Raw genomic sequence first — 13,203 nt, 5'->3', positions numbered from 1 at the left:
CGAAGAAGGTCAGGGCGCAGGAATCGTCCGCGCCGCGGTCAGCACCGACGCGGTCCGGCGCGCGGCGCGCAGCACGGCATCGAGGTGCGTGCGGTCGCGCACCGCGATCACGAAGCGCAGGTCGGTCGAGTCCTGCGGGGTCTCGTCGGCCATTTCCACGTGCGTGATGTCGGCCTCGGCATCGGCCAGCGTGGCCGCCACGCGGGCCAGCACGCCCTTGTCGTTGCGCACGGTGATGACCACGCCGGTCTCGAAGGCACGCGTGGGCTCGTCAGCCCATTCGACCGCGAAGAAGCGCTCGCTGTCCTTGTTGCGCAGGCGCTGGCCCACGCCACAGTCGTCGGTGTGCACCACCAGCCCTTCGCCGTGCCCGAGGTACCCGACGATCTGGTCGCCGGGAATGGGCCGGCAGCATTGTGCAAAGCGCACGGAAGAGTTCTCGCTGCCGTCGAGCGTCACCGCGCCTTGCGACACGGCCTCGTGCGAGGTGAAGCGCTCGCGGCTCAGGAGGAGGGCGTCGGGGCGCTCGCCGATCTCGGCCAATAGCGCCATGAGCCGCTTAGCGACGATGCTCGCGATGCGCTTGCCCAGGCCGATGTCGGTCAGCAGTTCGGCGCGGGTGCGGTTGCCGGTGAAGCGCAGCAGTTTCTCCCACAGCGCCTGGTGTTCGTCGTCTTCCTCGGGCAGCTTGCTCAGGCCTTCGGCGCGCAGCGCCTGCGCCAGCAGCTTCTCGCCCAGGCCTTCGGACTCGGCATGCGCCAGCGTCTTCAGGTAGTGACGGATCTTGGAGCGTGCCCGGCCGGTACGCACGAAGCCCAGCCACGCGGGGTTGGGCGTAGACACGGGCGCGGTGATCACCTCGACCACGTCGCCGTTCTTCAGCTCGGTGCGCAGCGGCACCTGGTCGCCGTTGATGCGCGCGGCCGAGGTGTGGTCGCCGATGTTGCTGTGGATCGCGTACGCGAAGTCGACCACCGTGGCGCCGCGCGGCAGCGCCATGATCTGGCTCTTGGGCGTGAAGACGTAGACGGCGTCGGGGAACAGGTCGACCTTGACGTGGTCCCAGAACTCGGCGGCGTCGCGGGTTTCGTCCTGGATGTCGAGCAGCGACTGCAGCCACTTGGTGCCCAGCCGGTCGTTGCTCGCAGCGTTGGGTTCGGCGGCCTTGTAGAGCCAATGCGCGGCGACGCCCGATTCGGCCACGACGTGCATGGCCTCGGTGCGCAGCTGGAACTCCACGCTCACGCCCGCAGGGCCCACCAGCGTGGTGTGCAGCGACTGGTAGCCGTTGAGCTTGGCGATCGCGATGTGGTCCTTGAACTTGCCCGGCAGCGGCTTGTACATCTGGTGCAGGATGCCCAGGCCGGTGTAGCAGGCGATCACGTTCGGCACGATGAGCCGGAAGCCGTAGATGTCGGTGACCTGCGCGAAGCTCAGGTGTTTTTCTTCCATCTTGCGGTAGATGGAATAGAGCGTTTTCTCGCGGCCCGCGATGCGCAGCGTCATGCCGGCGGCGGAGAAGGCCGTCTCGACCTCTTTCTGCACCTTCTGGATCAGGTCGCGTCGTCGTCCGCGCGCCTTGGCCACGGCCTTGGCCAGCGTGGCGTAGCGCCAGGGCTTGAGGTGGCGGAACGACAGGTCCTGCAACTCGCGGTAGGTCTGGTTCAGGCCCAGCCGGTGCGCGATGGGGGCGTAGATCTCGAGCGTTTCGCGCGAGATGCGGGCCCACTTTTCGCGCGGCGCATCGGCCAGCGTGCGCATGTTGTGCGTGCGGTCGGCCAGCTTGACCAGGATGACGCGCACATCGCGCGCCATGGCCAGCAGCATCTTGCGGAAGGACTCGGCCTGGTTCTCTTCGCGCGTGTTGAACTGCAGCTTGTCGAGCTTGGTGAGCCCGTCGACCAGCTCGGCAACCGGGGCGCCGAAGCGCTCGATGAGTTCCGGCTTGGTGACCCCGCAGTCCTCGATGGCATCGTGCAGCAGCGCGGCCATGAGCGCCTGGGCGTCGAGCTTCCATTCGGCGCACTGCGCCGCCACGGCGATGGGGTGGGTGATGTACGGCTCGCCGCTGTTGCGCAACTGCCCGAGGTGGGCCTCGTCGGCGAAGCGGTAGGCCCGGCGCACCAGCTCGGTGTCTTCGGGGCTCAGGTAGTCGAGGCGGGCCGTCAGCGCGGCAAAACTCGCGGCGGCCGCGTTCAGCGCCGCCGGACTCGGTTTCGGCGTGGGGGACGGAGGTTTGGCGACCGCGCTCATGGCTACCACTTTAGCGTGACCGCTCTGTGGACGCGTCCAGACGTAAAAAAAGCACCGCAATGCGGTGCCTTTTCGTTGCAGGGCTGCGTCAGAAGATCAGCCCGGCACTTTCTTGAGCATCTCGATGCCGATCTTGCCTTCGGCGATTTCGCGCAGGGCCGTGACGGCGGGCTTGTTCTTGCTCTCGATCTTGGGTGCGTGGCCTTGGCTCAGCATGCGCGCACGGTACGTGGCGGCGAGAACGAGCTGGAAGCGGTTCGGGATCTGAACGAGACAATCTTCGACGGTGATGCGGGCCATGATGAATTCTTTCGGTCGGTGAGCGGGGATTTCAAGGGATGTTCAGTGCGGCGAACGTATCGGCACGGGCTCTGCGCTGTGCGGAATACCGCAGCCGCTGCGCGTGGACGATCGCCTTGAGATCGAAAAGCGCGCGCTCAAATAACTCGTTGATTATAACGAAATCGAATTTTCCGGCCTGGGCCATCTCTTCGGCCGCGTTCTTCAGGCGCAATTCGATCACCGCCGCACTGTCCTCGCCGCGCCGCTCGAGGCGGGAGCGCAACTCTTCCCAGCTGGGCGGGAGGATGAAGATCATGACCGCGTTCGCAAAGGTCTTGCGGATCTGCAGCGCGCCCTGGAAGTCGATTTCGAGGATCACGTCGGTGCCCAGGGCCACCCGCTCCTCGACCGCTTTTTTCGACGTGCCGTAGCGGTGGCCGTGCACATGGGCCCATTCCACGAAACCGTCGGCCGCAATCAGGGCGTCGAACTCGGTCGGGGAGGCGAAAAAGTACTCCCGGCCGTGCTTTTCCTGCCCGCGCGGGGGGCGCGTGGTGTGGGAGACCGAGGGCTGGACGGCCGAGTCGAGCTCCATGAGCGCCTTGACCAGGCTCGATTTGCCAGCGCCGCTGGGTGCGGCGACCACGAAGATATTGCCGGGGTAGTCCATGGGTAGGCTCGTCGTCATTCGATGTTCTGCACCTGCTCGCGCATCTGCTCTATGAGGACCTTCATGTCCACACCGATGCGCGTGAGTTCCAGGGCCGCCGATTTGGAGCCCAGGGTGTTGGCTTCGCGGTGCAGCTCCTGGATCAGGAAATCCAGCCGCTTGCCGATGTCGCCGCCCTTCTTGAGCAGCCGCTCGATCTCGTCGAGGTGCGAATTCAGCCGCGTGAGCTCTTCCGCCACGTCGATGCGGATCGCGAAGGCCGTGGCTTCGGTCAGGGCGCGGTCCTGGGCGGCTTCGGGCAGCGTGCCACCCGTGCCGGCGGTCAGGCCCATGGCCTCCTGCCAGCGCTCCAGGAAGCGGTTGCGCTGCTGTTCGACCAGCTGGGGCACCAGCGGGCCGGCCTGCTGCACCAGGGTGCGCAGCTGGGCCAGGTGGGCCTCGAGCATCTTGGCCAGCCGGGCGCCTTCGCGCTGGCGGGCCGACATCAGCGCCTCGAGCGCCTTGCCTGCCACGTCGAGCAGGTCGGGGCCCCAGTCGCCGCGCGTGGCGCCGTCGCCGCCGGCCAGCCGCAGCACGTCGGCCACGCTGAGCTCGCGGGCACCGGGCAGCCAGGCACGGATGCCGTCCTGCACGCCGTTCAGCCGCTGAAGCAGCTTGACGGAGGGCTCGACCACGCCCGCCTGGGACGTGTTCTCGATGGCTGCGCGCACCTCGACCTTGCCGCGCTTGAGCTTGCCCGTGAGCAGCTCGCGCAGCGCAGTCTCATGCTGGCGCAGCTCCTCGGGGAGCTTGAAGGTGAGGTCGAGAAAGCGGCTGTTGACCGAGCGGATTTCGACCCCGAGCCGGCCCGCGGCGGAGGGCCGTGCATCGGCTTCGGAGTGGCTGCCTGCGGGGCCGTTCTGGCCGCTGGCGTAGCCGGTCATGCTGTAAACTGGCATTGCGCCTCACTGTGGTTTTGCTTGCAAGCACCGAGGCGTCGGTACAGCGTTCGCTTGCCGCACCATCGCCTTCGGGCGAAACTCCCGGATTATGTCAAAGGTCAAGCCTACGCCCCTGTTGCCCGATACGGTCATTGGCGGATATCGCGTCGTTCGCCGGCTTTCCGCGGGCGGTTTCGGCGTGGTCTACCTCGCGATCGACCCGAACGGCCAGCAGGTCGCCGTCAAGGAATACCTGCCTTCGTCGCTCGCCACGCGGGGCCCCGGCGAGCTGGCGCCGCAGGTGCCGCCCGAGAAGCTGTCGCTGTACCGCCTGGGGCTCAAGAGTTTCTTCGAAGAAGGCCGCTCGCTCGCGCAGATTTCGCATGCGTCGGTGGTCAGCGTGCTCAATTTCTTCCGCGAAAACGAGACCGTCTACATGGTCATGAACTACCTGGAGGGCGCGACCCTGCAGGATTTCGTGGTCACGGCGCGCGACCTGAAGCGGCAGAAGGTGTTCCGCGAATCGACCATCCGTTCGCTGTTCGACGAAATCCTGCGCGGCCTGCGCATCGTCCACCAGTACAAGATGCTGCACCTGGACATCAAGCCCGCCAACATCTTCGTCACCGACGACGACCGCGCCGTGCTGATCGACTTCGGCGCCGCGCGCGAAGTGCTCAGCAAAGAGGGCATCTTCATCCGCCCCATGTACACCCCCGGCTTCGCCGCGCCCGAGATGTACCGACGCGATTCGTCGATGGGCCCCTGGACCGACATCTACGCCATCGGCGCCTGCATCTACGCCTGCATGCAGGGCTACCCGCCCAACGACGCACCCCGGCGCATCGAGAAAGACCGCCTGAGCCTGTCGCTCTCGCGCCTGCGCGGCGTGTACTCCGACAACCTTATCGAGGTGGTCGAGTGGTGCATGTCGCTCGACCCGCTTTCGCGCCCGCAGTCGGTGTTCGCGTTGCAAAAGGAACTCAGCCGCGAAGGCGAGCGCCGCTACACCAAGCTCACGGTCGGCGAAAAGGTGCGCCTGTCGATCGACAACATCCGCTCCTTCGACAAGAAGAGCCTGCCGCGCGCCGCCGCGCCCACCACCCGACCGGCCTGATCGACATGAAGTTCTCCGTGTTCCAGGTCAGCCGCAAGGGCGGCCGTCTCAAGAACGAAGACCGCATGGGCTATTGCTACACGCGGGAGTCGGGTCTGTTCGTGCTCGCCGACGGCATGGGCGGCCATCCTGAAGGCGAAGTGGCGGCCCAGCTGGCGCTGCAGACCATCGCCGCGCTGTACCAGCGCGAGGCGCGCCCCACCGTGAAGGACGTGAAGGCCTTTCTGGCCGAATCGGCCATGTCGGCGCACCAGCAGATCATGCGGTACGCGAGCCACAAGGCGATGCTCGACACGCCCCGCACCACCGTCGTCGCGGCCGTGCTGCAGAACGCCACCGCCACCTGGCTGCATTGCGGCGACTCGCGCCTGTACGTCGTGCGCGACGGCCGCCTGCTGACCCGCACCCGCGATCACTCGCACGCCGAGCGCCCCAAGCCCCACGGTGCCACCGACGCGCCCGTCAACCGCAACCTGCTGCTGACCTGCCTCGGCTCGCCCACCACGCCGCTGTTCGACGTGTCGGCGCCGCTGCCGCTGCAGCGCGGCGACCGCCTTATGCTGTGCTCCGACGGCGTCTGGGGCGTGCTCGACGACGCCGTCATCGTGCACACCCTCTCGTCCGGCAAGCCCGTGTCCGACGCCGCGCCCGACCTCGCCGAGATGGCGCTGCGCAAGGGCGGTGCCCACAGCGACAACGTGACGCTGATCGCGCTCGAGTGGGAAATGCCCGAGACGCCCGGCGACGACCGCGGCGTGTCCACCGAAACCATCGACGACGGCGTGTTCGCCTCGACCATCCAGGCCGGCATGCCGTCCGACAGCGAGATCGACGACCTCGACGAAGACGCCATCGAGCGTTCCATTGCCGAGATCAACGAAGCCATCCGCCGCTCCGCCGCCCGCAAGACCTGATCTCTTGATCGGGTCTCGCGGTTTTTCTTTTTCTTTTTCGGTTTCCTCCAGACACATGACTGCTTTCACACGAAGCGGCGGCCGCGCCGCCGACCAGCTGCGCCCCGTGCGCATCACCCGCGGCTTCACCATCCACGCCGAAGGCTCCGTGCTCATCGAGTTCGGCCAGACCCGCGTGCTGTGCACCGCCTCGGTCGAAGAAAAAGTGCCGCCACACAAGAAGGGCAGCGGCGAAGGCTGGGTGACCGCTGAATACGGCATGCTGCCGCGCGCCACCCACACCCGCAGCAGCCGTGAAGCCGCCAAGGGCAAGCAGACCGGCCGCACGCAGGAAATCCAGCGCCTCATCGGCCGCTCGATGCGCGCCGTGTTCGACCTCGCCGCTCTGGGCGAACGCACCATCCACCTCGACTGCGACGTGCTGCAGGCCGACGGCGGCACGCGCACCGCGGCCATCACCGGCGCCTTCGTGGCCGCACAGGACGCTGTCGACAAGCTGCTGGCCTCCGGCGCGCTCAAGACCTCGCCCATCAAGGGCCAGGTGGCCGCCATCTCGGTGGGCATCGTCGACGGCACGCCGCTGCTCGACCTCGAGTACACCGAAGACTCGGCCTGCGACACCGACATGAACGTCGTCATGACCGGCGCCGGCCACTTCGTCGAAGTGCAGGGCACGGCCGAAGGCGTGGCCTTCACGCGCGACGAAATGAACCTGCTGCTCGGCCTGGCCGAGAAGGGCATCGGTGAACTCGTGAGCCTGCAGCAGCAGGCCCTGCTTTCGAACTGAACGAACGACGACCACAACCACTAGCTACTGGCGCCCGTTCATTCATCGGGCGCCACAGCCATCTTTGACTTTCCATGAAACTGGTTCTGGCTTCCAACAACGCGGGCAAGCTCGCCGAACTCCAGCAGCTGTTTGCCGAGCTGTCCGTCACCCTGGTGCCGCAGTCGGCACTGGGCGTGGGCGAGGCTGAAGAACCCTTCCGCACCTTCGTCGAGAACGCGCTCACCAAGGCGCGCCACGCCAGCGCCGCCACCGGCCTGCCCGCCATTGCTGACGACGCCGGCCTGTGTGTCGATGCCTTCGGCGGCCTGCCGGGGGTCGACACCGCGTACTACGCCACGCAGTTCGGCTACGCCAAGGGCGACGCCAACAATGTGAAGGCACTGCTCGAACAGCTCGACGGCGTGGTCAACCGCCGCGCCGCGCTCGTCAGCACGCTGGTCGCGCTGCGTCGCCACGACGACCCCGAGCCGCTCATCGCCGTCGGCCGCGTGGTCGGCGAGATCGCGCCCGCGCCCATCGGCGACAACGGCTTCGGCTTCGACCCGGTCATGTACCTGCCGACCTTCGGCAAGACCTTCGCCCAGCTGCCGCCCGACGTGAAGAACGCCAACAGCCACCGCGGCCGCGCCGCGCAGGCCATGCTCGTCCTGATGCGCGAGCGCTGGTTCTGACCCATGGCCACCGTCTTCCCGATCCAGCCCGCCCAAGCCGGCGGCGCCCCCCAGGCCAATGACGTGCTGCACTGGATGCGCCCCGGCCCGCTGCAACTCGCCGCGCTGCCGCCGCTGTCGCTGTACATCCACCTGCCGTGGTGCCTGCGCAAGTGCCCGTACTGCGACTTCAACTCGCACGAGTGGCGCGCCACCAGCGAGGCCGACATCGACGGCCTTCCCGAAGCCACCTACATCGACGCGCTGATTGCCGACCTCGACGCCGCGCTGCCGCTGATCTGGGGCCGTACCGTCCACACCATCTTCATCGGCGGCGGCACGCCCAGCCTGTTCTCGCCACAGGCCATCGACCGGCTGCTCGGCGACGTGCGCGCGCGCCTCAAGCTCGCGCCCGAGTGCGAGATCACGCTCGAGGCCAACCCCGGCACCTTCGAGCGCAATCGCTTCCGCGCCTACCGCGCGGCCGGCGTCACGCGCTTGTCGGTGGGCGTGCAGAGCTTCAACGACGAGCACCTGACGGCGCTGGGCCGCGTGCACGACCGCGCCCAGGCCATCGCCGCCGTGGAAGAGGCCGCAAGCGCCTTCGACACCTTCAATTTAGACCTGATGTACGCCCTGCCGGGCCAGTCCATGGAAAGCCTCGACGCCGACCTGACCCAGGCCCTGGCGCTGGCGCCGCCGCACATCTCGATCTACCACCTCACCATCGAGCCCAACACCTGGTTCGCCAAGTTCCCGCCCACGCTGCCCGAGGACGACATCGCCTACGCCATGCTCGACCGCATCACCGAGCGCACGGGCGCGAGCGGCATGTCGCGCTACGAGGTTTCGGCCTATGCCCGCGACGGGCATCAATGCGCGCACAACCTCAACTACTGGCAGTTCGGCGACTACCTCGGCATTGGCGCCGGCGCGCACAGCAAGCTGAGCTTCGCGCACCGCATCGTGCGGCAGGTGCGCTATCGCGAACCGCGCCTGTACATGGAGAACGCGCGCGCCGGCATGGCCGTGTCGCAGAGCGACGAAGTGGCGCTGGCCGACCTGCCGTTCGAGTTCATGCTCAATGCCTTGCGGCTGAAGCAGGGCTTCACGCTGCCCCAGTTCAGCGAGCGCACGGGCCTGGCGATGACGTCGATCCAGCGCGGCCTGGAAGAGGCCGAGCGCAAGGGGCTCGTCGCGCGCGACCTGTTCCGCGTGTGGCCCACCGAGCGCGGACTCGACTTCCTGAGCGATCTGCAGACGCTGTTCCTGCCCGATGACGAATAAGGCTGCGCCGTCGGCATAAAATCGACGGTTCCGGAGAGTTGGGTGAGTGGTTTAAACCAGCAGTCTTGAAAACTGCCGACGTGAAAGCGTCCGTGAGTTCGAATCTCACACTCTCCGCATTTTGAGCGTTCCGCAACGGTCCGCTTTGTCCCGAAATTCCCACTTCCCCCTCTGAGAAGCCTGAAATATTCGTTCCGGGCGGTTCTGCTTCGTCCTGCCCAGTGCCGTCATTTATAGTGGCATAGATGGTGGAAAGGACGATATGCCTAAAAAAGCAGCAGAGCTAGGCGCCCTACAGGTGAGCCGCCTGACAAAGCCCGGCACGCACGCTGTCGGCGGCGTGGCGGGCCTCAAGCTGAAGATCAACGACGCCGGGGCTCGGTCATGGGTGCTACGCGCGACCGTGGCCGGCAAGATCCGCGATATGGGGCTCGGAGGCTTTCCCGATGTGACCCTCGCGAAGGCCCGGGAGCGTGCCAGGGCTGCACGCGATCAGATCCACGCAGGGGAAGACCCCATCCAGGCCCGGCAGGCCGCCCGTAGCGCCGTTGCGGCGGCCAGCGCCAAGGCTCGGACCTTCGAACAGTGCGTCGACGCCTACCTGAAGGCCAAATCCAGCGAGTGGAAGAACGCCAAGCATCGGGCGCAATGGAGCAGCACGCTCGACCTCTACGCCAAACCGACCCTCGGCAAGATGCTGGTGCAGGACATCGAGCTGTCCCATGTGCTGATGGTGCTGGAGGCTATCTGGACCACCAAGACCGAAACCGCTTCGCGCCTGCGTGGCCGAATTGAAACCGTGCTCGACTGGGCTACCGTGCGCGGCTACCGCAAGGGCGAGAACCCAGCCCGCTGGCGTGGCCACCTCGACCAGCTGCTTGGCCGGCCGCGGAAGATCAAGAAGGTCGTACATCACCCCGCGTTGCAGCTTGAGCAGACAGGGGCCTTCATGCGCGATCTGCGTGGGGTAGAGGGAATGAGTGCTAGGGCCCTTGAGCTGGCCGTGCTGACCGCCACCAGGTCGGGCGAAGTGCGTGGGGCTCGGTGGGCAGAGATCGACCTTGACGCGAAGCTGTGGATCATTCCGCCCGAGCGGATGAAGGCGAAGAAGGAACACCGCGTGCCGCTGTCGAAGCAGGCAATGCAGCTCCTGGAGGCTCTGCCCCGCATCGACGGCCCTGAACTCGTTTTCCCGGGCCGCAAGCCTCTCCAGCCGCTCAGCGATATGTCTCTGAGTGTCTGCATGCGCCGCATGGGCTACACGGACTCGAAGGGCAGGATCTGTGTGCCTCACGGCTGCCGCAGCACTTTCCGGGACTGGGCATCGGAGAAGACCTCGTTCCCCGGTGACATGGCCGAGATGGCACTTGCGCACACCATCGATTCAGCGGTGGAGGCTGCCTATCGTCGTGGCGACATGCTCGCCAAGCGCCTGAAGATGATGCAGGCATGGGCCGACTACTGCGACGCGATCCCGAAATCGGGGAGCGTGGTGTCTATCAAAACGGCATAGGGTTTTCGATACTTAATTCATTACAAAAAGTCTCCTTCCAGGGGGCTTTTTTCATTACATTAAGTTCATGATGAAACGAGAACTTGAAACGCAGGCCCGGATGGGGCGGCCGCCACTACCCGCAGAAGAAAAAAAGGTGAATGGCTCGGTGCGTTTAACTCCTGAACGATGGGCAAAACTTCGCCGGCTCGGGATGGACTGGCTCGCCAAGGCGATCGACAAGGCGAAAGAATGACCGCCGCGCCTCAGGGCGAGATCGACTGAGTTTTTCAACGATCCCACTGAGTGTCCGCGCCGAAGTAGAACTGAGCCACCGCGCCGCTTGAATCGTGAGCCAGGGGTGGAAGCCGACGCAGCAATGGTCGGCTGTGGATAAGTGTATGTCTTGCCTTGTTCTGTGACCTCCTTTCGCTTCTGTGATCGAACTCATAAGGCGCGAAGGGCGTAGCCCGTAGCGCCTTGCCACGCGCGGCGGCGGTCAATCAGCGGCGTCTGTTGGATCGGCCTTGGCGCCTGTCTTGCGGGTCTGCTCCCTGGCCTTGATGCGCTTCTTCGCCGTGGCGCTGCTGTGCAGGAATCGATGGCTCTCGTTGCCCGTCTCCACGATGTGACAGTGGTGCGTGAGGCGGTCGAGCAACGCGGTCGTCATCTTGGCGTCGCCGAACACCGTCGACCATTCGGCGAAGTCCAGGTTGGTTGTGATCACCACGCTGGTGTGCTCGTACAGCTTGGACAGCAGGTGGAACAACAGCGCGCCGCCGGCCTGACTGAACGGCAGGTAGCCCAGCTCGTCCAGGATCACCAGATCCATTCGCAGCAGGCTCAGCGCGATACGACCGGCCTTGCCTTGGGCCTTCTCCTGCTCCAGTGCATTGACCAGATCGACCGTCGAGTAGAACCGCACGCGCTTGCCGTGGCGCGTGATGCCCGACACGCCCAGAGCCGTTGCCAGATGGGTCTTGCCTGTGCCCGGACCACCGACCAAGACAACGTTGTGCGCGGCCTCGGTGAACTCCAGCATTGCGAGCAGGTGAACCAGCTTCTGGTCGACCACCGACGCGTCGAAGTCGAAGCCCGCCAGATCCCGGTGCACGGGGAAGCGCGCCGAGCTCATCTGGTGCTGCACTGAACGCATCGACCGGTCCGTGGTCTCAGCCTGCAGCAGATGTTCGACCAGCCAGCGCGAGGCATCCAGGCCGGACGCAGTTCCTTGCTCCGCCAGATCGCACCAGGCACTGGCCATGCCGTGCAGGCGCAGTGCCTTGAGTTCGACGGTCACATCACGGATGGTCCACCTCCTGTCCACGCAGGCTGTCGTAGCGTGCCGTGTTGGCCAGCGGCGGCGTGACGATCTGCAGCGCTGTCTCGGCACTCTGCGGTGTTGCCGGCGCGGTGAGCCGGCCGAGCACATTGACGACGTGCTCCACGCTGACCCGTCCTGACGGCGGACCGCTCTCCAGCGCCAACTCGACCGCCACGATCACCGCGTCCAGCCCCGCCGTCGGCACGATGGCCAACACCTGGGCCATCACGCGATCTCCACCGGCCTGGCGCAGCAAGCCGCGGCGCAGTTGCTGCAGCGCTTCGGGCATGTCTGCGAAGGGCGCACCGTTCCTCAATGCACCAGGCTTGCGCTGGATGAGCGGAATGTAGTGCTGCCAGTCGTAGCGAGTGCCCCCAGAGGCGCTCAGGCGCTCGTGGCGCGCCACCGCCGCGTCTTCTGCGACCACCACGACGTTGCCCGGGTACAGCCGCGTGCTGACCATCTGCCCGGCCAGCTCGCATGGCACCGAGTAGCGATTGCGTGCCACCGACACCAGGCAGGTGCTCGACACCCGCGCTGGCTTCTCTACGTAGCCATCGAAGGGCTCAGGCATGGGCATCAGGTGGGGACGCTCGTGCTCGAGCATCTCGGCCACGCTGAACTGGCTGTGCTCGGGATGCCGGACCTCGTTCCACAGCGCCCGGCAGCGCTCCGCCAGCCAGGCATTGAGTTCGACGAAGGAGCCGAAGCGACGCCGGGCCGCCTCGATCCAGATGCGCCGACGGCTGTCCTGCACGTTCTTCTCCACACGCCCCTTCTCCCAGCCCGAGGCCACGTTGCAGAAGTCGGGGTCGTACAGGTAGTGCGCGCACATCACGGCGAAGCGGGCATTGACGGTGCGGCCCTTGCCCTTGTGAACCTTGTCCACTGCGGTGCGCATGTTGTCGTAGATCCCGCGGCGCGCCACACCGCCCAGCGCTGCGAACGATCTCGTATGGGCGTCGAACAGCATCTCGTGGCCTTGGCTCGGGTACGCCACCAGCCAGAACGCACGGCTCGCACACAGCTTCAGGTGCGACACCTGCATGCGGTAATAGATGCCGCCGACAACCAGGCCTTCTTCGCTCCAATCGAACTGGAAGGCTTCGCCCAGCTCGAAGTTCAGCGGTACGAACGCCGTGACGTTGACTGTCTGCCCCTCACCCTGGCGCCACGTCCGCACGAAGTCAGTGATGGCTGAGTAGCCGCCGTTGTAGCCCGCAGCCTTGATCTCGGCGTGCAACGCGCGTGCCGTGCGTCGTTCGTGCTTGGGCCGCCTGGCATCGGCTGTCAATGCCTGCTTGAGTGCTTCCTCAAACGGGCTGAGCTTGTTCGGGCGCGGCTCGCGCCGGTACTTCGGCGCCTCCTTCACTGGTGCGCGCAGCCACTTCGACACCGTGTTGCGAGACAGCCCCGTCCTGCGCGCAATCTCTCGCTCCGACAGCTTGTCCCTCGCGTGCAGCCGTCGGATCTTGCCAATCATGTCCATGGTGATCACTCCTCG

At 66.1% G+C, this 13,203-nt stretch carries 13 protein-coding genes and 1 tRNA gene; 8 read left to right on the top strand and 6 right to left on the bottom strand.

Going from position 1 to position 13,203, the window contains the following annotated elements:
• Positions 1 to 9 precede the first annotated feature (9 nt).
• From ACAM42_RS27100 to ACAM42_RS27085, 4 genes are all read right to left on the bottom strand, one after another.
• Positions 10 to 2,253 (bottom strand): bifunctional (p)ppGpp synthetase/guanosine-3',5'-bis(diphosphate) 3'-pyrophosphohydrolase, encoded by a 2,244-nt coding sequence (locus ACAM42_RS27100; protein ID WP_369629990.1) that lies wholly within the window; start codon positions 2,251 to 2,253, stop codon positions 10 to 12.
• Positions 2,254 to 2,349: 96 nt separating this feature from the next.
• Positions 2,350 to 2,553 (bottom strand): DNA-directed RNA polymerase subunit omega, encoded by a 204-nt coding sequence (gene rpoZ, locus ACAM42_RS27095; protein ID WP_013543330.1) that lies wholly within the window; start codon positions 2,551 to 2,553, stop codon positions 2,350 to 2,352.
• A gap of 31 nt (positions 2,554 to 2,584) precedes the next feature.
• A complete protein-coding gene (gmk, locus tag ACAM42_RS27090; RefSeq protein ID WP_056573336.1) occupies positions 2,585 to 3,205 on the bottom strand; it encodes a guanylate kinase in 621 nt (206 codons plus the stop codon).
• Positions 3,206 to 3,219: 14 nt separating this feature from the next.
• The gene (locus ACAM42_RS27085) at positions 3,220 to 4,143 is read right to left on the bottom strand and encodes a YicC/YloC family endoribonuclease (RefSeq protein ID WP_369629989.1); all 924 of its coding nucleotides are present in this window, start codon (positions 4,141 to 4,143) and stop codon (positions 3,220 to 3,222) included.
• 91 nt (positions 4,144 to 4,234) lie between these two features.
• On the opposite strand from ACAM42_RS27085, the gene ACAM42_RS27080 reads away from it, so the two are divergent.
• The 8 genes from ACAM42_RS27080 to ACAM42_RS27045 all read left to right on the top strand — a co-directional run bounded on the left by ACAM42_RS27080 (position 4,235) and on the right by ACAM42_RS27045 (position 10,631).
• Positions 4,235 to 5,242, top strand: a complete 1,008-nt coding sequence (locus ACAM42_RS27080) for a serine/threonine-protein kinase (protein WP_056573330.1) — start codon at positions 4,235 to 4,237, stop codon at positions 5,240 to 5,242.
• Positions 5,243 to 5,247: 5 nt separating this feature from the next.
• Positions 5,248 to 6,156, top strand: a complete 909-nt coding sequence (locus tag ACAM42_RS27075) for a PP2C family serine/threonine-protein phosphatase (protein WP_062476311.1) — start codon at positions 5,248 to 5,250, stop codon at positions 6,154 to 6,156.
• 55 nt (positions 6,157 to 6,211) lie between these two features.
• Entirely contained in the window at positions 6,212 to 6,943 is a 732-nt protein-coding gene (rph, locus tag ACAM42_RS27070) for a ribonuclease PH (protein ID WP_369629988.1), read from the top strand.
• Between the two features lie 74 nt (positions 6,944 to 7,017).
• A complete protein-coding gene (locus ACAM42_RS27065) occupies positions 7,018 to 7,617 on the top strand; it encodes a non-canonical purine NTP pyrophosphatase (protein WP_369629987.1) in 600 nt (199 codons plus the stop codon).
• Positions 7,618 to 7,620: 3 nt separating this feature from the next.
• Complete coding sequence (gene hemW, locus ACAM42_RS27060) at positions 7,621 to 8,883, top strand: radical SAM family heme chaperone HemW (protein WP_369629986.1); 1,263 nt, start codon at positions 7,621 to 7,623, stop codon at positions 8,881 to 8,883.
• A gap of 32 nt (positions 8,884 to 8,915) precedes the next feature.
• Positions 8,916 to 9,000, top strand: a tRNA-Ser gene (locus tag ACAM42_RS27055).
• A 181-nt stretch (positions 9,001 to 9,181) separates the two neighbouring features.
• Positions 9,182 to 10,396: a tyrosine-type recombinase/integrase gene (locus ACAM42_RS27050; protein WP_369629985.1), complete on the top strand. Its 1,215-nt coding sequence runs from the start codon at positions 9,182 to 9,184 to the stop codon at positions 10,394 to 10,396.
• Between the two features lie 70 nt (positions 10,397 to 10,466).
• Complete coding sequence (locus ACAM42_RS27045) at positions 10,467 to 10,631, top strand: hypothetical protein (RefSeq protein ID WP_369629984.1); 165 nt, start codon at positions 10,467 to 10,469, stop codon at positions 10,629 to 10,631.
• A gap of 243 nt (positions 10,632 to 10,874) precedes the next feature.
• On the opposite strand, the gene istB is transcribed toward ACAM42_RS27045, so the two are convergent.
• Both istB and istA read right to left on the bottom strand, forming a co-directional pair.
• Positions 10,875 to 11,684, bottom strand: a complete 810-nt coding sequence (gene istB / locus ACAM42_RS27040; RefSeq protein WP_119558754.1) for an IS21-like element helper ATPase IstB — start codon at positions 11,682 to 11,684, stop codon at positions 10,875 to 10,877.
• Complete coding sequence (gene istA, locus ACAM42_RS27035) at positions 11,677 to 13,188, bottom strand: IS21 family transposase (RefSeq protein WP_369629983.1); 1,512 nt, start codon at positions 13,186 to 13,188, stop codon at positions 11,677 to 11,679. The genes istB and istA overlap by 8 nt, the downstream gene beginning before the upstream one ends.
• Positions 13,189 to 13,203: the final 15 nt, after the last annotated feature.

The sequence above is a fragment of the Variovorax sp. V35 genome (assembly GCF_041154465.1).
Taxonomy (GTDB): Bacteria; Pseudomonadota; Gammaproteobacteria; order Burkholderiales; family Burkholderiaceae_C; genus Variovorax; species Variovorax boronicumulans.
Note: the sequence above shows the minus strand (reverse complement) of the source record. Positions and strands in the feature narration are given on the sequence as shown.